The organism is Subtercola sp. RTI3 (assembly GCF_035018625.1).
In the GTDB taxonomy this organism is placed as follows: domain Bacteria; phylum Actinomycetota; class Actinomycetes; order Actinomycetales; family Microbacteriaceae; genus Subtercola; species Subtercola vilae.
Map to the genome: position 1 here is coordinate 47,168 of NZ_JASJXO010000015.1, position 24,426 is coordinate 71,593.

25 protein-coding genes and 1 tRNA gene are annotated in these 24,426 nt (G+C 67.2%); 12 read left to right on the top strand and 14 right to left on the bottom strand.

The features are described 5' to 3' along the window. Positions 1 to 172: 172 nt before the first annotated feature. Positions 173 to 247, bottom strand: a tRNA-Arg gene (locus QN358_RS08005). A gap of 160 nt (positions 248 to 407) precedes the next feature. Here QN358_RS08005 and QN358_RS08010 point away from each other — a divergent pair. Both QN358_RS08010 and QN358_RS08015 read left to right on the top strand, forming a co-directional pair. Then, positions 408 to 1,304, top strand: a complete 897-nt coding sequence (locus QN358_RS08010; protein ID WP_136642672.1) for an intradiol ring-cleavage dioxygenase — start codon at positions 408 to 410, stop codon at positions 1,302 to 1,304. Positions 1,305 to 1,538: 234 nt separating this feature from the next. Then, the gene (locus QN358_RS08015; RefSeq protein ID WP_161580439.1) at positions 1,539 to 1,691 is read left to right on the top strand and encodes a hypothetical protein; all 153 of its coding nucleotides are present in this window, start codon (positions 1,539 to 1,541) and stop codon (positions 1,689 to 1,691) included. A 30-nt stretch (positions 1,692 to 1,721) separates the two neighbouring features. On the opposite strand, the gene QN358_RS08020 is transcribed toward QN358_RS08015, so the two are convergent. After that, positions 1,722 to 2,522, bottom strand: coding sequence for a gamma-glutamyl-gamma-aminobutyrate hydrolase family protein (locus QN358_RS08020; protein ID WP_136642673.1), 801 nt, complete (start codon positions 2,520 to 2,522; stop codon positions 1,722 to 1,724). A 195-nt stretch (positions 2,523 to 2,717) separates the two neighbouring features. On the opposite strand from QN358_RS08020, the gene QN358_RS08025 reads away from it, so the two are divergent. From QN358_RS08025 to QN358_RS08040, 4 genes are all read left to right on the top strand, one after another. Next, positions 2,718 to 3,674, top strand: a complete 957-nt coding sequence (locus QN358_RS08025; protein WP_323512050.1) for an arginase family protein — start codon at positions 2,718 to 2,720, stop codon at positions 3,672 to 3,674. Positions 3,675 to 3,865: 191 nt separating this feature from the next. Then, entirely contained in the window at positions 3,866 to 5,335 is a 1,470-nt protein-coding gene (locus QN358_RS08030) for an NAD(P)/FAD-dependent oxidoreductase (RefSeq protein WP_323512051.1), read from the top strand. Positions 5,336 to 5,362: 27 nt separating this feature from the next. Next, complete coding sequence (locus QN358_RS08035; protein WP_416351971.1) at positions 5,363 to 5,746, top strand: Fe-S oxidoreductase; 384 nt, start codon at positions 5,363 to 5,365, stop codon at positions 5,744 to 5,746. Between the two features lie 5 nt (positions 5,747 to 5,751). Next, positions 5,752 to 6,648, top strand: a complete 897-nt coding sequence (locus QN358_RS08040) for an SDR family NAD(P)-dependent oxidoreductase (protein ID WP_323512052.1) — start codon at positions 5,752 to 5,754, stop codon at positions 6,646 to 6,648. A 41-nt stretch (positions 6,649 to 6,689) separates the two neighbouring features. On the opposite strand, the gene QN358_RS08045 is transcribed toward QN358_RS08040, so the two are convergent. From QN358_RS08045 to QN358_RS08080, 8 genes are all read right to left on the bottom strand, one after another. After that, the gene (locus tag QN358_RS08045) at positions 6,690 to 7,118 is read right to left on the bottom strand and encodes an SIP domain-containing protein (RefSeq protein ID WP_323512053.1); all 429 of its coding nucleotides are present in this window, start codon (positions 7,116 to 7,118) and stop codon (positions 6,690 to 6,692) included. A 102-nt stretch (positions 7,119 to 7,220) separates the two neighbouring features. Beyond that, positions 7,221 to 8,660, bottom strand: coding sequence for an amidase (locus QN358_RS08050; RefSeq protein WP_136642676.1), 1,440 nt, complete (start codon positions 8,658 to 8,660; stop codon positions 7,221 to 7,223). 9 nt (positions 8,661 to 8,669) lie between these two features. Next, positions 8,670 to 9,440, bottom strand: a complete 771-nt coding sequence (locus QN358_RS08055; RefSeq protein ID WP_201799312.1) for a HEAT repeat domain-containing protein — start codon at positions 9,438 to 9,440, stop codon at positions 8,670 to 8,672. A 6-nt stretch (positions 9,441 to 9,446) separates the two neighbouring features. Beyond that, positions 9,447 to 10,025 (bottom strand): GNAT family N-acetyltransferase, encoded by a 579-nt coding sequence (locus QN358_RS08060; protein WP_136642677.1) that lies wholly within the window; start codon positions 10,023 to 10,025, stop codon positions 9,447 to 9,449. 10 nt (positions 10,026 to 10,035) lie between these two features. Next, on the bottom strand, positions 10,036 to 10,737 hold the full coding sequence (locus tag QN358_RS08065; protein ID WP_201799314.1) for a uracil-DNA glycosylase: 702 nt from the start codon (positions 10,735 to 10,737) through the stop codon (positions 10,036 to 10,038). Beyond that, positions 10,734 to 11,489, bottom strand: coding sequence for a peptidase S51 (locus QN358_RS08070; protein WP_323512054.1), 756 nt, complete (start codon positions 11,487 to 11,489; stop codon positions 10,734 to 10,736). The genes QN358_RS08065 and QN358_RS08070 overlap by 4 nt, the downstream gene beginning before the upstream one ends. Then, positions 11,459 to 11,977, bottom strand: a complete 519-nt coding sequence (locus tag QN358_RS08075) for a phosphoribosyltransferase (RefSeq protein ID WP_136642679.1) — start codon at positions 11,975 to 11,977, stop codon at positions 11,459 to 11,461. The genes QN358_RS08070 and QN358_RS08075 overlap by 31 nt, the downstream gene beginning before the upstream one ends. 32 nt (positions 11,978 to 12,009) lie before the next feature. Further along, entirely contained in the window at positions 12,010 to 12,807 is a 798-nt protein-coding gene (locus QN358_RS08080) for an SDR family oxidoreductase (protein ID WP_201799313.1), read from the bottom strand. A gap of 156 nt (positions 12,808 to 12,963) precedes the next feature. Here QN358_RS08080 and QN358_RS08085 point away from each other — a divergent pair, with 156 nt between their 5' ends. The 5 genes from QN358_RS08085 (at position 12,964) to QN358_RS08105 (ending at position 18,813) form a co-directional block, all read left to right on the top strand. Then, positions 12,964 to 14,289: a bifunctional o-acetylhomoserine/o-acetylserine sulfhydrylase gene (locus QN358_RS08085; protein ID WP_136642680.1), complete on the top strand. Its 1,326-nt coding sequence runs from the start codon at positions 12,964 to 12,966 to the stop codon at positions 14,287 to 14,289. Between the two features lie 70 nt (positions 14,290 to 14,359). Continuing rightward, positions 14,360 to 15,565 carry a homoserine O-acetyltransferase MetX gene (gene metX / locus QN358_RS08090; RefSeq protein ID WP_323512055.1) on the top strand — a complete coding sequence of 402 codons (1,206 nt, stop codon included), beginning with the start codon at positions 14,360 to 14,362 and terminating at the stop codon, positions 15,563 to 15,565. 97 nt (positions 15,566 to 15,662) lie between these two features. Further along, positions 15,663 to 16,808: a sensor histidine kinase gene (locus QN358_RS08095; protein WP_323512056.1), complete on the top strand. Its 1,146-nt coding sequence runs from the start codon at positions 15,663 to 15,665 to the stop codon at positions 16,806 to 16,808. After that, on the top strand, positions 16,805 to 18,082 hold the full coding sequence (locus tag QN358_RS08100) for a hypothetical protein (protein WP_323512057.1): 1,278 nt from the start codon (positions 16,805 to 16,807) through the stop codon (positions 18,080 to 18,082). Before QN358_RS08095 ends, QN358_RS08100 begins: the two co-directional genes overlap by 4 nt. Positions 18,083 to 18,108: 26 nt before the next feature. Continuing rightward, positions 18,109 to 18,813: a response regulator transcription factor gene (locus tag QN358_RS08105; RefSeq protein WP_136642684.1), complete on the top strand. Its 705-nt coding sequence runs from the start codon at positions 18,109 to 18,111 to the stop codon at positions 18,811 to 18,813. Here QN358_RS08105 and QN358_RS08110 read toward each other — a convergent pair. The 4 genes from QN358_RS08110 to QN358_RS08125 all read right to left on the bottom strand — a co-directional run bounded on the left by QN358_RS08110 (position 18,765) and on the right by QN358_RS08125 (position 23,228). Continuing rightward, the gene (locus QN358_RS08110; protein WP_323512058.1) at positions 18,765 to 20,105 is read right to left on the bottom strand and encodes an MFS transporter; all 1,341 of its coding nucleotides are present in this window, start codon (positions 20,103 to 20,105) and stop codon (positions 18,765 to 18,767) included. The genes QN358_RS08105 and QN358_RS08110 overlap by 49 nt on opposite strands. Before the next feature lie 146 nt (positions 20,106 to 20,251). Then, positions 20,252 to 20,554 carry a thiamine-binding protein gene (locus QN358_RS08115; RefSeq protein ID WP_136642685.1) on the bottom strand — a complete coding sequence of 101 codons (303 nt, stop codon included), beginning with the start codon at positions 20,552 to 20,554 and terminating at the stop codon, positions 20,252 to 20,254. Next, the gene (locus QN358_RS08120) at positions 20,554 to 21,810 is read right to left on the bottom strand and encodes a glycosyltransferase 87 family protein (protein WP_323512059.1); all 1,257 of its coding nucleotides are present in this window, start codon (positions 21,808 to 21,810) and stop codon (positions 20,554 to 20,556) included. The genes QN358_RS08115 and QN358_RS08120 overlap by 1 nt, the downstream gene beginning before the upstream one ends. Positions 21,811 to 22,211: 401 nt before the next feature. Continuing rightward, positions 22,212 to 23,228, bottom strand: coding sequence for an ADP/ATP-dependent (S)-NAD(P)H-hydrate dehydratase (locus QN358_RS08125; RefSeq protein ID WP_323512060.1), 1,017 nt, complete (start codon positions 23,226 to 23,228; stop codon positions 22,212 to 22,214). 113 nt (positions 23,229 to 23,341) lie between these two features. Here QN358_RS08125 and QN358_RS08130 point away from each other — a divergent pair. Then, positions 23,342 to 24,426: NADH:flavin oxidoreductase/NADH oxidase (locus QN358_RS08130; protein ID WP_323512061.1), on the top strand; the 1,085-nt coding region annotated here is incomplete at its 3' end.

The following is a 24,426-nucleotide window of genomic DNA, read 5'->3' on the forward strand; positions in this document are numbered from 1 at the left end:
ACTGGTAGCCGGGGCGTGGGGCCGAGCATCCGCGTCTCAGCGAGCTGGCGGCGGTAAACAAGAACCGCGCTTCGACGCAGGCGCTCGCGCGAGAGTTCCGCCCGGAATCGCGACTGCACTGCTCGGAAGACGAGCCGCTGATGCGGAAATGCCGCTGGTGAGAAAGTACCGCTGGTGGCCCCAGGCAGATTCGAACTGCCGCCCCTGCCTCCGGAGGGCAGTGCTCTATCCCCTGAGCTATGGGGCCCGGAGTGCGATGTCTAGGTTAGCACTGGCCGCGGGGTGCGTCTTCACGTGACGCCCGCGACGGCAGCGGCCGCGGTCTCATAGCAAGCGCAAAGAGAGAGCAGAGCATCCATCAAGGCCGGTCAGATGTGATAGCTCTCATGAAACCTCACGATGAGCGCATGACAGAGAACACGACCGACCGTCAGTGGCTGGATGCCCAGGGCGACCCCATCGACGAAGAAGACCGGGGGCTCGTCTACGACGTTCGCACCCTGGTGAACCGCCGCAACGTGCTCGGGCTGTTCGGCGGCATCGCTACGGCGTCGCTTCTGGCGGCCTGCTCGACGCCGACATCCGCGGCGAGCGGAGCGACGGCCAGCGCGAACGCTTCAGCAACAGCGAGCGCCACGGCGGCGGCCACTGCATCGGCAACCGCAACGACCGCCGGCGACGTGACCGAGGTGCCAGACGAGACGGCCGGCCCTTACCCGGGCGACGGATCGAACGGGGTCGATGTGCTCGGCGACTCCGGCATCGTGCGCAGTGACATCCGGTCGAGTTTCGGGTCGTCGACGACGACCGCGCCGGGGGTGCCGTTGACCATTCAACTCGGTGTGCGCGATGCGTCGACGGGAGCAGCACTCACGGGTGCCGCGGTCTATCTGTGGCACTGCGACCGTGATGGAGCGTATTCGCTCTACAGCAAAGGCATCACGTCAGAGAACTATCTGCGCGGGGTACAGGCGGTCGATGCATCGGGAATCGTCACATTCACTTCGATCTTTCCGGCCTGTTACTCGGGTCGGTGGCCGCACATCCACTTCGAGGTGTACGCAAATGTAGCGACGGCGGTGGCTTCGGGCCCGATCGTCAAGACGTCGCAGATCGCGATGCCCAAAGAGACCTGCGACGTGGTTTACGCAACCAGTGGGTACGCGCAGAGTGTGAAGAACCTGGCGAGCGTGAGCCTCAGCACCGACAACGTATTCAGCGACGACGGGGCCATCCACCAGATCGCCACGGTGTCGGGGTCGGTTGACGCGGGGTTCACAGCCGCCCTGACCGTCGGGGTGTGATGCGCGCTGGGGTGGGCGAATGTAACGGTTTGGGCCACGAAATGTCAAGGGCAGCCGAGTTCTGCACAAATTGCGGCTCAAACGCCGTGTTTGCGCGGGTCTGATCGCGGTAGACGCTACGCTGACAGCAGCAATTGACCCCCAGTAACACCCCCATGACCCAGCGTCGGGCCACAGCTCCTCACGCTCTTCGACGGGTCGCCTCACCGTTCGATAAGAAACCAGGAGCACACAATGACGTTGGCCCTCGTCTTAATCATTGTCACAGTGTGGGTGATTGTGTCGCTGCCGGTTGCGCTTATCATCGGTCGCATCCCGCGCTTAGCCGAACGGGCCGAGCTGCAGCGCTCACAGCCGACGGGTACCGTCGGTACCATCCCGCGCTGAACGCGGTTGTGATCACGCGCTGAGAGCGACTCAGACGCGGGCTGCCACCAGCGCGGTGAGCAGTACGCGCAGCTGACCGGCTGGCGCTCCTGGGTCTTCGGGGTGCCACTGCACGCCCAAGACCGGCGCGGTGATGTGCTCGAGCGCCTCGGCTGTTCCGTCGGGTGCCACGGCAGCGACCATGAGGCCCTCGCCAAGAGTCGACACGGCTTGGTGGTGCGCGCTCTGCACCCGGATGCCGGTGCTGCCGAAACGCGCCGCGAGAGTGCTGGCCGCATCCAGTTCGACCGCGTGAGACGACATGGTCGCCGACACTGCGACGCCCGTACGCCGGTGCAGCCCGGTCTCGTCGAGATGCTGCGTGAGGGTGCCGCCGAGCGCCACATTGATGATCTGGTGCCCCCGGCAGATGCCGAGAAGCGGTGTCTTTCGTTCGACCGCACGCCGAACGAGCGCGATCTGGCCGAGATCGGCCTCGGTCGAATGTGCGCCTTCGGCCGGGTATCCGGATGCCCCACCATAGAATCGCGGGTCAACGTCTTCGCCGCCCATGATCACCACGGCGTCGGCGTCGTCGGTGAGCGCAAGAAGCGCTCGTGGGCCGAGGTCGGCCGCGGCCAGCCGGGTCACCTCGAAGCCGAGTTCGGTCGCCTCGCGCACCACACGCGAGTTGAGCACGTCGACGTACGAGTGGTATTCGGGGCGGGTCGGGCGATGCGCAGAAACCTCGACCACGACCAGTCGGCGGCGTTCGAGGTGCTCGGCCCGAGCTTCCGGCGTGCGGGTGATAGAACCGAAGACAGCGCCAGGGGCAGCCGATGTGAGTGTCATGCTGCGCCCTCCTCGTGCATCAACGGTGCTCAGCAGGCTCGACGCCCGCACGTGTTCCTACAGTCAACGCTGCCGTCGCCCCGCCCGCCACCGGGCGCGTAACGCGGTGTCACACTTCTGCGTCGCGCTTCTGCCGCAGAAACGACTTCTGAAGCGCCCCGGCCGCGCGGGCCGGCGCCGTGCCAGACTGAGATCGTGCCAGCTACGTTTCTTGTTGTCCCCGAGTGGCAGGGCTCCGGTTCGAGCCGCGCCATGCAGCTCATCGACGGTGCCGACGCCATTGCGGGCGACCTCCCCGCGGCCGTGACCCGGCGTGTGAGCGTTCCCCTCGGTTCGGGTGAGAGCCTCGGTACCGGGGTGAGTCGCATCAGTGCGCTGCACACGGTGCGCGACGCGGTGGCGCAGGCGCTCGACCAGCTGGCGGCCGCTGCCGCGATCGATGCCGTCAACGCCACTGCCGATCCCGATCCCGATCCCGATCCCGATCCCGATCCCGATCCCGCGAGCATCCCCCGCCCGCGCGCCGACATCGTCGTCACCATCGGCGGCGACTGTGGAGTCGAACTCGCCCCCATCACGGCCGCAAAGCGCACCCACCCGAAGCTGGCCGTGGTCTGGCTGGATGCCCACGCCGACCTGCTCACCCCCGAAACCTCCGACACCGGAGCCTTCTCAGGTATGACGCTTCGCACCCTGCTCGGCGAGGGCTCAGAGCTGCTCGTTGCGGCACCGGGGCAGCGCCTCGAGGCGTCGCACGTGGTACTGGCCGGGGTGCGCTCCTTCGACGATGCCGAAGAGGAGTACATCCGGAAGCACAGCATCACCCTTGTCGACGTCGACGCTCTCTCGCAGAGCGAAGAACTGGAGCGGGGCGATGCTCTCGTCGAGGCGATTCGGGCCACCGGTGCCGACAGCGTCTACCTGCACGTCGACCTCGATGTGCTCGACCCCGCCGAGATTGCGGGCATCAGTTTTCCTGAGCCGTTCGGCGTCACCGTTGCAGCCCTCGTCGAGAACATCACCGCCGTGCGCCGGGCGTTCGCGCTGGTCGGTGCCGGCATCACCCAGTTCGCCCCTTCGAGCCCCGATGCCGCGTCAGACGACCTGTCAGCGGTGCTGCGCATCATCTCGGCGCTGACCCGCGCACTCTGACCCACACGCTGGCCGGCGCGCCCTGACCAGGGCACTCCGACCCGCACGCTCCTGCCGCCACTCGGCTCTACTCCCCCGGGCCCACGCTGGCAAGCATCGCCCGCCATTCAGACGCCTGTCACACCCCGGCGCTAGTGTGAGACGAAACCCGCTGCCGGCGCACCCCGCGCCCGGCCGTCGAGAGGAACACCGTGGCCACACCAGACTCTGGCAGCACATTCGACGTCATCGTCATCGGCGCCGGCGCCGTGGGCGAGAACGTTGCAGACCGCGCAAAGCAGGGCGGCTTGAGTGTCGCCCTCGTCGAAGCCGAACTGGTGGGCGGCGAGTGCTCGTACTGGGCCTGCATGCCGTCGAAGGCGTTGCTCCGAAGCGGCGCGGTCGTTCGTGCGGCGCAGAAGGTGGGCGGCGCGCGTGAGGCCGTCACCGGCAGCATCGACGTGCAGGCCGTGCTGAAGCGGCGCAACTCCACGGTGAACAACTTCGACGACTCCAGCCAGGCCGACTGGGTGAAGGGTGCCGGGCTCGAACTCGTTCGCGGCCACGCCCGCTTCACCGGGGTCAAGACGATCGAGGTCACCGCGCCCGACGGCACGATCAGCACCCTCACCGCTCGCCACGCTGTCGTCGTCTCCACCGGTTCTGCCGCTCTGCTGCCCGACATTCCGGGCCTTCGCGACGCGAGCCCGTGGAGCAGCCGCGAAGCCACCTCGTCAAAGGTCGTTCCGGCGCGACTCGCCATCATGGGCGGCGGGGTTGTCGGTGCCGAGATGGCCACGGCCTACGCCTCACTCGGATCGCAGGTCACCCTGCTCTCCCGCAGCGGCCTGCTCGGCAACCAAGAACCGTTCGCCGGTGAGATGGTGCGCGACGCGCTCATCGAGCTGGGCGCCGACGTGAAGATCGGCGTCAACGTCACCGCGGTCAGCCGTAACGGCGCTGGTGGCGAAGTCACGCTCACCCTCGATGACGGCAGTCAGCTCGTCGTCGACGAACTGCTTGTGGCCGTCGGCCGCACGCCGAACACCGGCGACCTGGGGCTGTCGAGCATCGGTCTCGAGCCGAACAGCTGGCTGAACACCGACGACACGCTTCTGGTTCAGGATGCCGATCAAAAGCCCCTCGAGGGTGAGTGGCTCTACGCCACCGGCGACGTCAACCACCGCGCACTCCTCACTCACCAGGGCAAGTACCAGGCCCGGGCAGCCGGAGACGTCATCGCCGCCCGCGCCCTCGGCAAGCCAATGTCGACCGGCCCCTGGGGCGCCCACGTCGCCACAGCAGACCACGAAGCCGTGCCGCAGGTGACCTTCACCGACCCCGAGGTCGCCTCCGTCGGTCTCACGGCAGCGGCGGCAGAGAAGGCCGGCTACCGCACGAAGGTCGTCGACTACAACATCGGCTGGGTGGCCGGGGCGTCTGTCACGGCCGACGGCTACACGGGCCAGGCCCGCATGGTGGTCGACGAAGACCGTCAGGTCGTTCTCGGTGTCACCTTTGTCGGCCAAGAGGTCGCTGAGCTGCTGCACTCCGCCACGGTGGCGGTGGTGGGTGAGGTTCCGCTCTCCCGTCTGTGGCACGCGGTGCCGTCGTACCCGACGATCAGCGAGGTGTGGTTGCGACTGCTCGAGACCTACGGCCGCGATGCGTCGAGCTTCTAAGCTGTGGGCATCCAGACCCTGAAGGCGCTGGGCCGCGCTTACGCGGTGCCGGCACTGAAATCGGCCCTCATCGCCCCTCCGCTCGCGCGGGCCGGGTTTCTGTACGCGACGCTTGTGGGTGTCGTGTGGGGTGCCGTGCTCAGCACCGGTCGCATTCGCCGCGTGAACGGCTTGTTCGTGTTCACCGGTGTTCCGCAATGGGCGTTCTCGCGCGGCGGGTCGTGCATCGGTGGGGTCTACCTCACCGACACGAACGCCGCGGCTACCGTGCTCGAGCACGAGGCCGTGCACCGCGAGCAGTGGATGCGGTACGGCCTGCTCTTTCCTCTGCTGTACTTTCGGGCCGGAACCGACCCGCTCACAAACAGGTTCGAGATCGAGGCAGGCCTCGAGAAGGGTGGTTACCGGTGAACGGTATGCCAGATGACACCGGCAGGTCAGTGGCGACAGGGGCGACAGGCATGTCGGGCAAGACCGTCGTCATCACGGGCGGGAGCTCGGGCATCGGCCGTGCGGCCGCTCGCGCGCTGGCCGCTGACGGCGCCCGCGTGGCGGTGGTGGGTCGCAACCCCGAACGCACGCACCAGGTTGCCGACGAGATCGGCGGCGAAGCATTTCTCGCCGACTTCGACCGGCTCGACGACGTGCGCAGGCTCGCGGATGCCCTACTCACCCGCTTCGCACGAATCGACGTGCTGGCGAACAACGCCGGCGGCCTCATCTCGAAGCGGGCTGACACCGTCGATGGCCACGAGCGCACGATTCAGAGCAACCATTTCGCGCCGTTCCTGCTGACCAACCTGCTGTTGCCCCGGCTGCGGCAGAACGCCGCCGAGGCGCCGGTGCGCATCATCGCGACCGCCAGCAGCGCTAACTCATTCGGCCGGCTGCGGCTCGACGACCTCGATCTGCGCCACAGGCGCTGGCTCGCGGGCTGGAGCGCCTATGGGCAGGCGAAGCTGGCCAACATCGTCTTCACCGACGAGCTAGCCCGGCGAACGGCGGGCAGCGGTATTGAGGCGTACAGCTTTCACCCGGGGTTCGTTGCGACGTCATTCGGGGCCGACACCGCCCTGCTGAAGTTCGCCAACACGGTCGGCGGCGGGCGGCTCGGGCTGAGCCCCGAAGCGGGCGCGGTGCCACTCGTGCAGCTCGCTTCGGTACCCAACGTGGGCTCCCCCAGCGGAACCTACTTCAGCCAGCTGAAGCCGAACGGGCACACCGCCCGGCAGGCGGGTGACGCGGCGCTGGCGTCGGCCTTCTGGGCAGCGTCAGAGCGTGCGGTCGGCTGGAGCGCACCGCCCACGGCCTGATCACTGGCCCGATGCCAACCGCCACCGCTGGGCGAAGTCTGTCAGCGAACGAAGGTGCCGGAGCCGGTGCTGCTGCCGATGCGATCGACCATGTCGAGACGCAGTTCGTGGACGAGTGCCTCCGTGCCGTCGATGAAGACGACCAGTTCGCCGCCGTCGACCTCGAGGTCACCGGTCGACATCTCGCTGACCCAGGCACGAACCGCGCGCCCCAAGGCTTGGCCCGGCCGGCATGTCTCGCAGGTGCCGGGCTCTCCCGAGCGCGTCTCGCGCACGAGCCAGGCCACGGTGATGAGTTCGGGGGTCTCGAACGGTACGATTTCTGCCGCGCTGGCAACCTCGACGAAGACCTGCCCGCGTACCCGCTCGCCCAAACCGTTGACGAGGTGCTGCAGGGTCGCAATCGACGACGCCGAGCCCGCCAGAAGTACCCGACTGGTGCCCTCGGTGGCCGTCACTAGGCCATTCATCACTACACTCATTGTGATTCAAGCATAGGCTTGCCTTACCTAACAACGCAAGCGCCTGATGCTGCGAAAACCACGTGAACGGGCCCGCCGACGGTTGCGTGATCAGCCGCGGGCGTTCCAGACGGGCGGGTGCACGAGGTCCCAGCGGAGACGGCGTTCGAGCTGACGCCCGATGGCGAACAGGGTCGCCTCGCCGCCCGGCCGCCCGATGAGCTGCACGCCGAGCGGCAACCCGGCGGCGGTTGTCCCCACGGGCAGTGTGATGGCCGGCAGGCCTGTGACATTCACGAACGACGTGAAGGGCGTGTACTGCACTTGCTGCGCGAAGTTGTGCTCGCCGTCGACCGCGTCGAACCAGCCCACGGGTCGCGGTGGCAGCGCCAGGGTCGGTGTGACGATCGCGTCGAAGCTCGCGAACTGTTCGATGACCGAGCGTTCGTAGGCCGAGAGCGTCGACAGTGCCTGCGCGAGGTCGGCCGCACTCAGTTCACGCCCGCGGTGCATCAGCCAGCGCGTCAGCGGTTCGAGCAGGTGCTCGTTCGAGTCATCGGCGGGCAGCAGTGCCGCACCGGCCTGCCAGATGGTGCGAAAAGCGGGGGCGTACTGCTCGCTCGGCGGCAGCGACACCTGTTCGAGCCCGTGGCCGAGCGAGGCGAGCAGCCCCAGCGTCTGCTCGTAGGTCTGCCGCACCTCGGAGTCGATGGTGATCTCGTAGGCGGTGTCCCACGGCGACTCGAGCAGGCTGCCCAGCTGAAAGCGGCCTTCGCCGCGGATGGCCGCCCCGAGGTACTGCCCGTCGGAGTTCTCGGGGGCGCGCAGGCTGAAGTGGTGCCGGGGGCGGGAGCCGTTCGGGCTGATCATGCCGTCAAGCAGCAGTGCGGCATCCGACACCGTTCTGGCCAGCGGGCCTCCGACGGGCAGCCCGGCCAGCGCGCCGATGCCCGACGTCGAGGGAACCAGGCCACGCGTGGGTTTCACGCCCACGAGCCCGGTGGCTGCGGCGGGAATGCGAATGGAGCCGCCGCCGTCGCTGCCCGGCGCGAACGGCAGCATGCCGGAGGCCACGGCCACCGCTGCTCCGCCACTGGAACCACCCGGGCCGAGCGTGGGGTCGTAGGGGTTACGAGCGGGCGGCGCCACGAGGTTCTCGGTGTAACTCGGCAGGCCGAACTCGGGCGTGGCCGTCTTGCCGAGGCTCACCCCGCCGGCCGCGTCGAGCACCTCGGCGATCTCGTCGGATTCGTCTGGAACAAAATTCTCGAACAGCCGCGAACCGAAGGTGGTGCGAACCCCCGCCCGGCGCACGAGGTCTTTGTCACCGAACGGCAAACCCCAGAGAGTGCTGCTGCGAGGAACTTCGTCTTCGACGTACCGCGCCCGCTCGCGGGCCTTCTCGGCCGTGACCTCGTGAAAGGCGCCCAGCTGGGGATTCAGCCGTTCGATGCGTGCCAGGTAGTGGTCGGTCAGTTCGAGAACGCCCACCTCGCCCGTCTGTAGGAGCGCGTACTGTTCGAGGGCAGTGAGATCGTGCAGCTCTGACATGCTCCGAGCCTACGCCGGGCCGTTCGCGGTCGCCGTCTCCGTCGCGTCAGGCAGCGGGCCCTGCCCGGCCCGGCGGGCATCCTCGGCCCGCTGGGCGTCGCCGAAGAGTTCGTCGAGATCGGCGTCGGGATCAGCGACCAGCCGTTCGGTGGCGGCCGCATGCACGCGCACGCGACCGCTCGCGTCACCACGACGGGCCTCGAGCGGTGCCAGCGCTGCCGCACCGAGCATCGCGAGAGCGCGGCTCAGGCTGCGCTCGGTCTCGTGAGTACCACGCGCAAGCTGCGAACACAGGTGCTCGGCGAGCTCGGGCTCCTGCCCCGCGGGCACAACACCGGCCGCCGTGCGCCAGGCGGCTCGTGCCACTCCGTCATCGGGGTCGCGAAGAAGCTCGGGCGTGATCGCCGCCCACCCGGCCGGGTCACCGATCTTCGACAGCGTGTGCAGCGCCTGGCTGCGCGCCTGCGACTCGTCGGCTCCCACCTCGTAGACCAGGCGCCGAACGGTCGCCGATGACGGATGCCGCATCAGCGCCCAGGTGAGCATCTCGCGCACGAAGAAATCAGGCTCGACGGCACTACGCCTCACCAGCACATCGACGAACGACGCATCGGGAGTGGTACCGGCGGCGAGCGCGCCCTGCAGCCTCACCGACGACGACTCGTTCTCGAGCACACGGCGCAACCGGGCTGCAGGGCTGGGCGGCCCAGCATTGCCAGCACCACCAGCCCCACCAGCACCACCACCAGCCGGGCCAGCCGGGCCGACAGCGTCGCTCACCCGGCGCTACTTCAGGTGCTTCTGCAGCAGCACAGTGCCGAGCCAACGGTTGAACTTGAAGCCGACCTTGCCGAGGCGGCCCACCTCGACAAAACCGAAGTTCTCGTGCAGCCGGATCGACCCTTCGGCCCCCTTGTCGACGATGACGGCCAGTACCTCTTTGATGCCCGCGGCCTTGGCCTTCGCGAGCAACTCTTTCAGCAGTACCTTGCCGAGGCCCTTGCCGGTGGCGGCAGGCCCGAGGTAGATCGAGTCTTCCACCGTTCTGCGGTAGGCCGCCTTCTGCTTCCACGGCGACACATACGCGAACCCGATGACCTGCCCACTCGCCCCCACCGCAACGATGAAGGGCATGTCGAGCTTGCTGACCCACTCGAACTTCGTCTTCCACTCGGCCAGCGTCATGGCATCTTCGTCGAAGGTGACCACGCTGTTGGCCACGTAGTGGTTGTAGATCTCCCGCACGTAGGGCATGTCGGCCGCCACGGCATCTCTGATCGTGTACTCGAAGGTCTCTTCCGGCGGGGCCGGCGGGCGCAGGTTCGCCGGCAGTTTGCGTCGGGGCTGGTATTCCTCTTCAAGCATGAAATCAAGCCTAATCGTGTTGGAGCACGTTCCACTCGATCGGCGCACTGCCCTGCACCGCAAGGGCCGCGTTTGCGCGGCTGAATGGTTTCGAACCGAAGAAGCCGCGGCTCGCCGACAACGGGCTCGGATGCGCCGACTCGATGACCGGCACCGACCCGAACCACGGCGCGAGGGTCGCCGCGTCACGCCCCCACAGAATGGCGACCAAGGCAGTGTTGCGCGCCACGACGGTCTTGATCGCGAGTTCAGTGACCGCCTCCCAGCCCTTCTTGCGGTGCGACCCAGCGACGCCCGGCTGAACGGTGAGCACGCGGTTCAGCAGCATGACCCCGTGTTCAGCCCAGCCTGTGAGGTCGCCGTGGGGCGCAGGGGCGATGCCCAGATCATCCTGAAGCTCCCGGTAGATGTTGCTGAGGCTTCGGGGCAGCGGTCTGACGTCACGTGAGGTGGCGAATGACAGGCCGATCGGATGCCCGGGGGTCGGGTAGGGGTCTTGCCCCACGATCAGCACGCGAACGTCGGCCAGCGGGTAGCGAAAGGCCCGCAGCACGTCGCCCCCTGCCGGCAGGTAGCCCCGCCCGCTCGCGGTCTCTTCGCGCAGAAACTCACCCATCGACCGAATGGTGTCGGCGACGGGTTCGAGCGCTTCGGCCCATCCCGCGTCGATCTGGCCCTCGGCCGCCAGCTGGGTGAGCGTCTTCGCGTTCAGCTCGCGCCCATCGTGGCCACGCGAACCCCGCCGTTCTCACTGGTGACGGTCCAGACGCTGCCGCGCCCGACGACCCGCAGCGGGCCCTCGCCGATGATGAGTGCCGTGTGCTCGTCGATGGCGATGCCGCTTTCTACGAGGCCAGCCTCGGTAGCAGCCACCAGGCGAGACAGCGTTCCCCACTGGGCCGCGTGCACCTCGACAGCGAGGTCGATCAGCCCGATACCCTCACCGATGCTCACCTCGTCGAGGTCTTCGGCTGCCTCGCTCGGCGAGACTTCGACGTCGCCGATCTTCCAGCCTCCGATGAGCGCGCGGTCGGAGGCGATGGCCGCCCCGGCCGAGAACCCGAGATAGGGCACTCCGCCGGAGATCTGCCGGCGGATCTCGCCGAACGCCGGCTCGATGCTGTCGCGGTAGGCGGGGGTCAGCCCGCCCCACACCAGAATGCCGTCGACATCGGCGAGCAGGGCGGCGTTGATCGGCGCGCCTTCGGTGGCGAGAATGGCAACCGGCACCAGTTCTGCCACCAGCTGCAGCGCCGCCGCGACGGCCGCGAACTTCTCCGGGCCGTCTCCGTCGCGAACGAGAACCAGCGCGACACGCGGGCCCTCGAGGCGCCCGGCCTGCAACGCACGCTCGGCTGCCTCAGAGAGAAACTTCCGGTAGACGTCTCCGTCGTCTTCAGGCGGCCAGCCGCCACCCACCAGATGGATGCCCATCAGACGCTCACCGGCGGGTGAGCCGACCACGGAAAGACGATCCAGCGATCGGTCTTCTTCCAGTAGAAGTCGGGCTCGATCACCGATCGCGGCTTCGCGTACAGCGTGGCGCTCTTCACCGTGACACCGATCTTCGTCAGCATGTCGACGACGAGCGCGAGGGTTCGGCCCGAGTCGGCAACGTCATCGACGAGCAGGATGTTCTTGCCGATCAGCGCGGTGTTGTCGAGCATCGGCGGCAGAATGACCGGCTCCGGCAACGTGGTCTCGATGTCGGAGTAGAACTCCACGTTCAGGCTGCCGCAGCTCTTGGTGCCGGTGGCGTAGGCGAGCGCCCCGGCCGGCAGCAGGCCGCCGCGGGCGATGGCGATCACGAAGTCGGGTACGAACCCGCTCTCGAGCACGCTCGTGGCGAGCACCCGGGATGCCTCACCGAACTCGAGCCAGCCCAGCACCTCCCGCTCGGGCGCCTGTGGTTCGCCGGTGACACGTACAGGTGTTTCGGTGCTTTCAGCCATTGTTCAACGGTACCGGTAACTCGGCTGCCCGTTCAGCCCTCTTTGACGGCCAGCGGCCCGCGGTGCACCTTGTAGGCCGCAGACTGCGCCACCGGCTTGATGACCACGAGGTCGAGGCTGATGTGCGGCGCCAGTTCGACCATGGTGCGGATGGTCGCGCCCACGTCGCCGGCACTCAACGGGTTCGGCACGCTGGCGTACACCGCGTCGGCCCTCGCCTTGTCTCCCTTGAAACGCACCAGCGAGAACTCCTCGGTGTGCACCATTCCAGGAGCGATCTCGAGCACGCGGATGGGTTCGCCGCTCAGCTCGAGGCGCAGCACGTCGATCATCGACGACACCGCGAACTTGGCCGCGTTGTATCCGCCGCCGCCCTCGTACGCGATGTGGCCCGCGATCGACGACACAGTGAGGATGTCGGCGACCGCCTCGCCCGTCGGGGCGCCCGCGACCGAGGCGCGCAGCAGTGGCAGAAGAGCAGACACCACTCGCTTCACGGCGAGCACGTTGATCTCGTACATCCACGCCCAGTCATCGACCGAGCCGTGCTCGACCGAATCGAGGCCGGCCGCTCCCCCGGCATTGTTGATGAGGGTGCTGACACCACCCGTCTCGGCGAGGTGCGTGGCCAGGGCATCCACGTCGGTCTGTTCTGTGAGATCGGCAACGAAATAGGTCGCGCCGGTCTCGTCGGCGAGCGCCTTCAGACGGTCTTCGCGCCGGGCAACAGCCACGACATCCCAGTCGTGCTCACGGAGCGCACGCACGGTGGCTGCCCCGATTCCCGAGCTGGCTCCGGTGACGACGGCACGACGAATGGTGTTTGCCAAGGCTTGCTGCTTTCTTCAGTGGTTTCGGTGTGGTTACAACGGTATCCGCAATAACATTTCGTTCTCGTTACCCCGTGTTGCGAGCCTCGTTGACCTTGCTGGGCGCGCTATCTACTGTTACCACTGAGGCTCCACCCACAAGCTAAGGAATCAACGATGACCGACAACTCCGCCGATTGGCAGTTCGAGACCAAGCAGATCCACTCGGGTGCCGCGCCCGACCCCGTCACCAACGCCCGTGCGACGCCGATCTACCAGACGACGTCGTACGTCTTCAACAACGCGGAGCACGCGAAGAACCTGTTCGCGCTGGCCGAATTCGGCAACATCTACACGCGTATTCAGAACCCCACCCAGAACGTTGTCGAAGAGCGCGTCGCGGCTCTCGAAGGCGGAACAGCAGCGCTGCTGGTCGCCTCGGGCCAGGCGGCGGAGACCTTCGCCGTGCTGAACATCGCCCAGGCCGGTGACCACATCGTGTCGAGCGCGTCGATCTACGGCGGCACCTACAACCTCTTCAAGTACACCCTCGCGAAGCTCGGTATCGAGACCACGTTCGTGGAGAACCAAGACGATGCTGACGAGTGGCAGCGCGCCGTTCGCCCGAACACCAAGCTGTTCTTCGCCGAGACCATCGGCAACCCGAAGATCAACATTCTCGACATTCGCCTCGTCGCCGATGTGGCGCACGAGAACGGCGTGCCGCTGATCGTCGACAACACGATTGCGACCCCGTACCTGATTCGCCCGTTCGAGCACGGCGCCGACATCGTGGTGCACTCGGCCACGAAGTTTCTGGGCGGCCATGGCACTGTCATCGGCGGCATCATCGTCGACGGCGGCCGGTTCAAGTGGAGTGAGAACTCGGAGAAGTTCCCGGGTCTCACCACTCCCGACCCGTCGTATCACGGCGTCACGTACACCGAGGCACTGGGCGACGGCATCGCGTACATCATCAAGGCCCGCGTGCAGTTGCTGCGCGACCTCGGCGCATCCATCGCCCCCGCCAGTGCATGGCAGCTCATCCAGGGCATCGAGACGCTGAGCCTGCGCATCGAGCGCCATGTTCAGAACGCCCAGGAGGTCGCCGAGTGGCTTGACAACCACGACGACGTCGCCACCGTGTACTACGCCGGCCTGCCGACGAGCCCCTGGTACGAGGCGGCCAACCGCTACGCACCCAAGGGTGTCGGTGCGGTGCTGTCGTTCGAGCTGAAGGGCGGGGTGGATGCCGGGCGTGCGCTGGTCAACACACTCAGCCTGTTCTCCCACCTCGCCAACATCGGAGACGTTCGCAGCCTCGTGATTCACCCCGCCTCCACCACCCACTCGCAGCTCACCCCCGAGCAGCAGCTGACCTCCGGCGTCACGCCCGGGCTCGTTCGTCTGTCGGTGGGGCTTGAGAACATCGCCGACATCAAGGCCGACCTCGCGGCCGGCCTTGATGCAGCGCGAGAGGTCGCGCGCGCCAACGCAGCGTAGAGCGCCCACGACGTCGGTCGCGCGTAACACTGTCGAGCAGCCGCCAGAAGTTCGTCAGAATAGAAGAACAATGGACTGGCAGATATCTGAAGACACCGTTCCGAGCGATTTCATCACCGACGCGCAGATTCGGTCGATCCTCGGCAAGCCGAAAGCGACCGGCGCCTGGCGCGACGGCGACCCCGTGGGCAATCGCCAGTTCGCCCACATCGGCGACCTCACCTTCGAAAACGGAGGCCAGGTCGCCGATGTGCGTCTCGCCTACGAGACCTTCGGCACTCTGAACGAACAAGGCGACAACGCGATACTGGTGGCGCACGCCCTGACGGGCGACTCCCACGTCGCGGGGCTGGCGGGGCCCGGGCATCCGACAGCCGGCTGGTGGAGCCCGCTCGTCGGGCCCGGGCTCGCGCTCGACACCGACCACTACTACGTTGTTGCTCCGAACATGCTCGGCAGCTGCCAGGGCTCCACCGGGCCGGCCTCGGTGGCTCCCGACGGGCAGGAGTGGGGAGCGCGATTCCCCTTCACCAGCATTCGAGACCAGGTTCAGGCGCAACACCGCCTGATGGGCACCCTCGGCATCGAGAAGTGGGCCGCCATTGTGGGCGGGTCGATGGGCGGCATGCAGGTACTCGAATGGGGAGTCGAGCATCCGGGAGCCGCCGAACGACTGGCCATCATTGCAGCCCCGGCCATCTCGAGCGCCGACCAGATTGCGCTCAACTCGGTTCAGATCGAGGCGATTCGCGCCGACCCGCTTTTTCGCCACGGCGACTACTACGACGCGAAGATCGGCGAGGGCCCCCATTCGGGGCTTGCGTTGGCCCGACGCATGGCTCTGCTCAACTACCGCAGCCACACCGAGCTGAATGACCGGTTCGAACGCAGCTGGCAGAGCGGAATCAGCCCGCTCGGCAGCGGCGGCCGCTTCGCCGTGGAGTCGTACCTCGATTTTCACGGCAACAAGTTCACCCGGCGCTTCGACGCCAACAGCTACATCACGCTGGTCGAAGCGATGAATTCGCACGACGTCGGTCGTGGTCGCGGCGGCATCGTCGAAGCGCTGCGGCGGGTCACGGCCAAGACACTCATCGTCGGTATCGACAGCGATCGCCTGTTTCCGGTGCCCGACCAGCAGCTGATCGCCCTGCACGCTCCCGGCAACATCGATGGCACCGAGGCCTCCGTCATCAGCTCACGGTTCGGGCACGACGGCTTCCTCATCGAATACGACACGGTGGGCCGCGAGATACGGCGACTGTTCGCCGCATAGGCCCCCACCTCAGGGCCGGCTCAGCTTTAGCTCAGGATTGGCTCAGGGAGCCAGACCCCTCTCTTGAGGGTCACTCCTTGCCGTTAGCATCAGCAGTGTGAAGAGGCACATCGAACCGCTGCTCCGCACAGCGGCCTGGCTGGAAGGCGCGGTTTTCACCGTGTCGTCTCTGGCGTGCTTCGCGATCTCCGGTGACATCCCCCTCTTCGCACTCGTCAGCGTTATTCCGCTCTACTTCGCGATGCTGGTGAGCTACTTCATGATGGGCCGCTCGTCGGCGGTGCTCTGGCTCATTGTCACGACCGTCGTGGGTTTCAGCATCAGTGCACTGCTCAGCCTCGCCATAACGGCGAACCCGTCGAACATCGGTGCCCTGCTCCTGCTGTGCGGCGGCGGCATCGGTGCCATGGCCATCGTGCTGCAGAGCTCCCGCGCCGGGCGGTACTACCTCGTGGCCATCTTCGTGCTCAACATTGTCATCACCCTGCCGGCGATGAGCGTCGATGGCGCCGCCCAGGCCCTCACCATCTTCATCGTCAGCTGGTCGGTCAACGTCACGGTGGGCATCTGGATCACCGACAGCGTGCGCCGAGCCCGCAACCGCATCGCCCGCCTCGGCACGGCGCATCAGGCCGAACGCAGCGCCAGCGAGCTCGAGGCGCAGCGCCGGCAGAGCGCCCGGCTGCTGCACGACACAGTTCTGGCGACGCTCACGCTGCTGGCGCACTCCGGTGTGGGGGCAGATCCGGATGCCCTGCGGGTGCAGGCCGGTGAAGACGCCGTTCTGCTGCGGCAGTTGCGACTCGGTGAGACGCCGTCGCCCCGCTCGTCTGGCGGCTACACGATGCAACCCGATGAGGTCGCCGTGGTGGGGCAGAGCATCCGGTCGCTGCAGCAACGTTTTCAACGACGGGGTCTCACCGTGCACTGGCACGGCGACGGCGACATCACCCTGCCGCAGACGGTTCGGAGTGCCTTTCTGCTCTCGCTCGGCGAATGCCTCGAGAACGTGCGGCGGCACTCGGGCGTCGACTCGGCCGATGTGACGATCTCGCAAGACGCGGCCGGTGTGCGTGCGATGGTCACCGATTCGGGTGTGGGGTTCGATACCGACGACGTCGAACGTGGCCGCCTCGGTATTGCGGAGTCGGTGGTCGCGCGCATCAGAGACGTGGGTGGCAACGCGCGCATCTTCTCGGCGCCCGGCGCAGGTACCACCGTTGTTCTCGAGGTGCCGCGATGACGATCGCACCGAAGGCCCCGATGCCGGGTACGGCACGGGCCGACACCGAGGAGCCGGGCAACGGCCTGCTGACCCGCCTGGTGCGGGCGCGCACACTCGGCCCCGAAGCACTCGAAGCGCTGCGAAACGACGTGGCGTCAGACTCGCGAATCGGAATCGGCTACCTCGGAATCGGCGCGATCGTCGCGGCCACCATTCTGAGTGTGCGCGGCCTCGCCATCTTCATCATCAACTGGAATGCCTACGACTCCCCCTGGCTGACCCTTGCGGCGTGGATCGTCGTGGCGCTCACCATGACCGGTGCGTGCCTGTTGGCCAGCTCACGCGGCAGCCGACTGCCCACACCGGCGTTCGTCGCCGTGCTCGGCCTGCTCGCCGCGGCGGTGGTCGCCGACCTCATCTCGTCAGACGGTTTCTCACCGAGTACGCCCGAGGTCACCGTGATCGTGGGCGCCGGCGCAACGCTGCTCGCGCTCGTGGCCTATCGCCCCCTCAACCAGCTGATTCTGGCCACCCTGCTGCTTGCCGCTTTTCTGCTGGCCGTGGCCATCAGCGGCATCAGCCAGTTGCCAGACACGGCCCGCCCGCAGATCGAGGTGATCGTGGCGGCCATCGCCCCCACGCTCATCGGCATCCTCATCGTGAAGGCCTTCAGCCGGTTCATCGAGCGCGAGCTCGACCGTACCCTCATCTCTTCGACCATCTCATCGCCGCACTTCGCGGTGGGCATTCTCGGCAGCGACGAGCTCGCCCGGCTCGACCAGCGCGCCGAAGAACTGCTCTCCGATGTCGCCACCGGCCGCCTCTCGCTGCCGCTGAACGCAGAACAGTCAGCCGCAGCAGCCACTCTGGCGAACGACCTGAGACTGCAGCTCGTCGCGGGTCGGCGGCAGACCTGGCTGCAACACGCCATCGACGATTCCGACGTTCTGCGGCCCACCGTCGCCCTGTTCGACAGCACCGGTCTCGCCGGCTACCTCGAACCCGAGCAGCGTGAGGGCCTGCTGTCAGCGGTCTGGCTGATGGCTGCATCGGCGGCGCGTCTTGCTCCGGCCATCACCATCACCGTCGGCCCGCAGGCCGCCCCACCTCTTCCCAGTTCGAGCGCCACCATGGCGTTTCCCATCGACATTGCGATCGATGGCATTGCGCGTCGGCGCATCGACACCACCATCTGGGGAGCACTCGACCGCGTGGGCCAACATTCAGAGAGCGGTAGGCACGGTTCGTTGCGCATCGTCATCTCTGTGCACGTCGATACTCCCGAGTCATAGAATCACCACCTCAGAAGGGCCTCACCATGAGTACGTCACACGAAAACATCAGACTGGCGATCGTCGATGATCACCGCATGCTGCTCGGTGCACTCACCGAGTGGATTCGGGGTGCCGCCAGCGACATCACCATGGTCGCCGCCGTCACGACCTGGCCCGACCTGCTGACGCACGTCGAGTTTCCTGTCGATGTGGTGCTTCTCGACCTCGACCTCAAAGACAACCTGCCCATCTCGGTGAAACTCCGTGCCCTGAAGTCGGCGGGGGTGAAGACCGTGCTGATGAGCACCTATTCAGAACCGGTGGTCATTCGCGAGGCACTGGCGGCCGGCGCCCTCGGTTACCTCGTGAAGAGCGAGGAGGCCGACATGATCGTCGAGGCCATCCGCGCAGCGGCGAAAGGCGAACCGTTCATCTCGAGCGAGCTCGACCTGGCCCTCAGCACCGAAGAGTCAGGCGGCAGCTCACCCAAGCTCAGCGCGCAGGAGCGTCGGGTGATGGCCCTCTACGGTGGCGGCGAGCCGGTCAAACAGGTGGCTGAGCAGCTCAGCATCTCAGAAGAGACGGCGAAGAGCTACCTCAAGCGCATCCGCGAGAAGTACCGGGTTCTGGGCATCGACGTGGGCACCAAGGTTGCGCTTCGCAAGCGTGCGATTCACGACGGCCTGCTGCTGCACGACGACTACCTGACGAGCGAGGCGCCCGAGTCTCCGGCGACGGCTGCCGAGTAGCCTTTCGGGCCTGGCTCGACGCCCGAAACCGGCTCCGGGTCGATCGAAGGGCCGCCGTGCTGTGCGTGGCGCCGGCGCGTGCGCCTCTCGACCGCGAAAGCGGTCACGGCCAGCGCGATACCGAACAGGCTGAGAACGATGCCCACCCAGATGGGCGCGATGTAACCGAGCCCGGCCGCCAGCGCGAGACCTCCGAAAATCGGCCCGAGTGCGTTGCCGAAATTCAGGGCTGAGTGGTTCAGGGCCGCGGCGATCGACTGGCTCTCGCCCGCAACATCCATCAGCCGTGACTGGATGATCGGTGACAGTGCAGAGCTCGCGAGCCCGAGAACGAACAGCCCGGCGAAGAGCCCGACCGGGTTGCTGACCAGAATCAATAGTTCGACCAGCGCGGCGATCAGCAGCACGAAGAAGAAGATCATCGAGCGCTTCAAGGCGTGATCGGATGCCCAGCCACCGATGAGGTTGCCGAACGTCATACCGAGGCCCACTGTCGCCAGGGCCCACGGAACGAAGCCGACCGTCAAACCGGTGACTGTCGTGACGATGGGCGAGACGTAGGTGTAGGTACAGAAGAAGCCGCCGAACCCGATCGCCCCGATGGCCACGGTGAGCCAGACCTGGGGCCGACGGAACGCGGTGAGTTCTTTGCGCATGGTGGCCGAGCGGTCTCCGGGCAGGTTCGGCACCGTCACGAGAACCGCCACGAGCGCCACTACGAAGATGCCGGCCACGATGAGGTACGACACGCGCCAACTGGTCTGCTGGCCGATGAACGTGACAAACGGAACGCCGATGACGTTGGCCACGGTGAGGCCGCCCAGCACGAGCGCCACTCCCCTGCCGCGCTTGCCCGGGCCCATCAGCGAACCCGCCACGAGCGCCGCAATACCGAAGTAGGCCCCGTGCGGAAGCGCGGAGATGAACCTGGCCAGCAGAATGAGCCCAAAGCTCGGCAGCAGTGCAGACGCAACCGTGCCGAGAATGATGGCCACCAGAAGCCAGAGCAGCACGATCTTGCGTGGCCAACGGGCCACTGCCGCCGCCACGGTCGGCGCACCGACAACCACACCGGCGGCATAGGCGGTCACCAGCAGGCCGGCCTGGCCGTTCGCCTGCTCGCTCGAGACCGCGAACACGTTCGGCAGCAGGTCGCGAGCGAGGTTCGGCAGCAGCCCCATAGCGACGAACTCAGAGCAACCGATTCCGAACCCGCCGAGAGTCAGGGCCAGAAGCGCAAGGCGAATGCGGGTCGGCGAAAGCGCGCTCGGCGTAGTGAGAAAAGTAGTCACTGCCCCATGGTAAATCAGGTGGGGACGTGAAATCGAATCGATTCGATATTTTGTAACGAGATGTTCACGCGAGCCGGGGCGACGGGTCGGCGGGCCCCGGGTCGGTCGTCGGGCTAGCCGGCAGCCGGTGTGCAACCGGTCGACGGTCAGTCGCCGAGTGCCTCTTCGAGACGGTCGAGCTTGGCGGTGAGCTCGCCGCTGTAACCCGGGCGGATGTCGGCCTTCAGAACCAGCGAGACACGGGTGCCGTACGCACCCACCGCCTCTGTGGCGCGCCTGATCACGTCGAACACCTCGGCCCACTCGCCCTCGATGGTGGTGAACATCGAATCGGTGTGGTTCGGCAGGCCGGATTCCCGCACGATCTTCACCGCGGCGGCAACCGCGTCATGAACCGAGGCGTCGGGGCCTTCGCCCCCGGAGGGTGCAACAGAGAACGCTACGAGCATCAGACCGCCACCTTCACAGATTCGACGAACACGGGGCCGAGCGCGCGAACCCGGCTCGTGAAGAGGGCTCGCAGCGCCAGGCCGAACAGCACCACCTCGAGCCCGTTGCGCGCGGTCAGCACCAGCAGCATGAGCGGGTCGAGCGACAGCAGCCAGTCGTACAGATACGGGTACATCAGCTGGGTGAGCGCGGCCAGAACCGCCGCGATGATGGCAAAGGTCTTGAACGCTCGGCCCTGCCAGATGAGGCCGAGAATGACCGGGGCGGTGATCCACAGCATGAACTGCGGCGACCCCACCTTGTTGAAGACGATGAGCGCCATGACCAGGGCCAGCGAGAGGGCCGGGAGCACCTGGGTGACCGACGCGCCGCTTCGAACGACAAAGACACCGAGCAGCAGCACCACGAGAACCGCGACCGCGAGCAGAGGCGTAGTGAGGAAGTCGGCCACCGTGCCGCCGCTGCCCTTCACCTGGAAGGTGAGAATGTTCTGGTCGTAGTACACGCGCGAACCCGGCACCTTGAAGTACGCCATCCACATCCACGGGATGCTCACCGGCGCTTCGACCTGCAGGCCGCGGCTCGTCTGCTGTGTGACGAAACTGAACAGGTTCGCGCCGGCGCCGAGCAGCAACCCCACGATAGCCACGGCGACGGCTGTCACCGCTGCAGCAACGGCCACTGTGACGCGGCGACGCGCCGCGATGATGACCGCCACCACCAGCGCGACGGGCCAGACCTTCACCCAGGTCGCCAGGGCGAGCATGAGGCCGGCGGCAGCCGGGCGACGAATGGCGAACAACAGGCCCACGATGACCAGGGCCACGGTGAAGCTGTCGATGCGGCCAAGGGCAACGGGCCCGAGCAACAGCAGAAATGCGAGCCACCACCACGCAGCCACGAAACGCAGCGGGTTGCCGAGTGGGGCAGGGCGGGCATCCGGAGCCGGCGTGACCGGCTCTGAGGTGGTGCGGGAGTTCAGGATGAACGCGAAGACAGCGCCGTTCGCCACGAGTACCAGGAGAAACCAGCCCACTCCGTAGAGCGAACTGCCGAGCCCCATGGCAGCGATCATGGGTACCAGCGCGAGCAGCGGATACACCCACGGGCCGTCGATACCGACCCAGTAGCCGCCGATGGCGTGATGGATCCACGTGCTGTACACGATGGTCACATCGCCCCAGGGCAGAGTGGGCGCGGTGAGGCCCACATAGGCGAGCCACAGGTGGATGAGTACAAAGGCTGACCAGAGCACTAGGGGGTTTCTTGCCAGTCGACGCACCCCGCAATCATATGCGGCAGTGCTGTGACAACGCGAAGCGGCACTCGGGCAGCCGAAACACACCTCGCTCGCCGGGGCCTCCCAGCGGGTCGTCCAGGTGCGCTGTTTCGCTCGTTCGCACCATGCGCCGCGCCCCACGCCCCACGCCCCACGCACCTCATCACCCACTTCGAGTGGTCACTCTGAGAGCAACAAACAACGCGAAGGCGCAACTCAGCGAGGGCGAGACCGCCGCTGGGCGACGAAGCGGGACGCGGGTTAGGCAGGGAAGGGCGCGGGGCTAAGGCTGCGCGCGGGGCTAAGGCTGCGCGCGGGGGAAGGCTGCGCGCGGGGCTAAGGCGGGAGGCTGCGTAGGCTACGCGAGGCTGCGTGGGCTACGGGAGGCAGCGCAGGTGCGCGATGGTGGCGGGCAGGGCCTCGGCGATGTCGAGGGCAGTGATGGGGCCGCCGTTCGAGGCGCGGGCACCCGCGAGGCCATGCAGAACGTCAGCAGCGGCGGCGATGCGCGCCAGGGCGGAGGGGTTGCTGAGTACCTCGTCGGCGTGGGCGGCGAGCAGCGCACCGAGGATGCCCGCCAGCACGTCTCCCGAGCCAGCGGTCGCGAGCTCGGTGGTCGGCGACACCGTGCGAAAGGCGACCGCCTCCAGCCCGACGGATGCGACGACAGCGGAGGGGTCTGCGGGCACAGGCACCTGGATGACGGCAGGGCCAGCTTCTCGGGCGCGAGTGGATTCGGGGGCGCGCTCTGAATCGCCCGAGGCGCCACGAGCAGGTGCAGAGCCAAAGGCCCGAGCAGGGCCAGGGGCAGCGATGGTGTGCGTGACGTGTCCCTTCAGCAGAACGGCGACGCCGAGCATCCGGGCGGCCTGGGCGGCCCACAGGGCAGGATCGCGACTGATGTCGGCGCGGGAGACGGTGACGCCGCGGTCGCCGAGCAGTTTCTGCAGCTCGCCGGCGTGCGGGGTGATGATGGCGGGGCCGGTGGCGTGGGCGATGAGGTCGAGGGCTCCGGCGTCGATGATCACCGGATGCCCCTGCCCCAGCACCTCGATCAACGCCGCCGTGACGGCGGGTTCCCGCGACGCGGCGTCGATTCCCGAGCCGACCAGCCACGCCTGAACGCGCCCCTCGGCGGTGACGATCTCTGGTCGGCGTTGCATGACCAGGCGGGTCGCGCGCCCCGGCCCGAGGTAACGGATCATGCCCACCCCCGTGCGGCTCGCCCCCTCGACACCCAGAACCGCGGCGCCCGGGAAGCTCGGGCTGCCCGTCATGATGCCGAGCACGCCGCGGGAGTATTTGTCGTCGTCAGGCTTCGGGGGCGAGACGTACTGCCGGGCATCCGTGGCGCCGAAGTCGTGCCAGGTCACGGGGATATCGTTCTGGGGCATGACTCCACGATAGGTCGTGCGTAGGCCCCGCGGCGGGGTCTTTCGCGCTCGGCGAGAGATGTCTTTCGCGCGCCGCCCGGAATAACTCACCGCCCGCGCGGCTTCGACCCCACGTGACCTCTCCAACACTGTTCGACCCGTTCACCCTGCGCGACACCGTCTTTCGCAACCGACTGTGGGTGGCGCCGATGTGCCAGTACTCGGCCGTCAAGCGCGACGGCGTTGCCACCGACTGGCACTTCGCCCACCTCACCGCGTTCGCGGTCGGCGGCGCGGGGCTCGTCATCACCGAGGCCACCGCAGTGAGCCCCGAGGGCCGCATCTCGCCCGAAGACCTCGGGTTGTACACCGACGAGCAGCAGGCTGCCTTCGCCCGCATCACGGCGATGCTGCACGCGCAGGGGGCGGTGGCTGGCATCCAGCTGGCGCACGCGGGCCGCAAGGCCTCGACATTCAAACCGTGGGCAGGGCAGCGCGGCACCGTTCCTGTGAGCGAGGGGGGCTGGATGACCGTGGGGCCGTCGCCCGTGCCCTTTCCCGGCTACGAGGCCCCCGTCGAGCTGACGCTCGCCGGCATCGACGACGTTGTGGCCGACTTTCGCGCCGCGGGCCGGCGGGCGGTCGACGCCGGGTTCGACGTGATCGAGGTGCACGCAGCACACGGATACCTTCTGCACCAGTTTCTCTCCCCGCTCAGCAACGACCGCACCGACGAGTACGGCGGCAGCCTCGAGAACCGGGCGCGGCTGACCCTGCGCGTGGTGGCGGCGTTGCGCGAGGAGGTGGGGGCGGGCATCCCGATCTTCGTTCGCTTCTCGGCCACCGACTGGTCGCCGACAAACGAGTGGAACGTGGAGCAGACGGCTGAGGTGGCCCAGTGGGCGCACGATGCCGGGGCCGACTTCTTCGACGTGTCGAGCGGTGGAAACGTTACAGGGGTGCACATTCCCGTCGGGCCGCTGTACCAGGTGGAGCTCGCCGCCGAGATCAAGGCGACCACCGGGCTGCCCGTCAGCGCCGTGGGGCTCATCACGACCTCGGCCGAAGCCGCATCGGTGCTTGAGTCGGGCCGTGCCGACGCCGTCATGATGGCGCGCGAGTTTCTGCGCGACCCGCACTTCGTGCTGCGCGCCGCGCACGAACTCGGCGTCACCCTCGACTACTGGCCCGCCCAGTACGCTGTCTCTTATACACATCT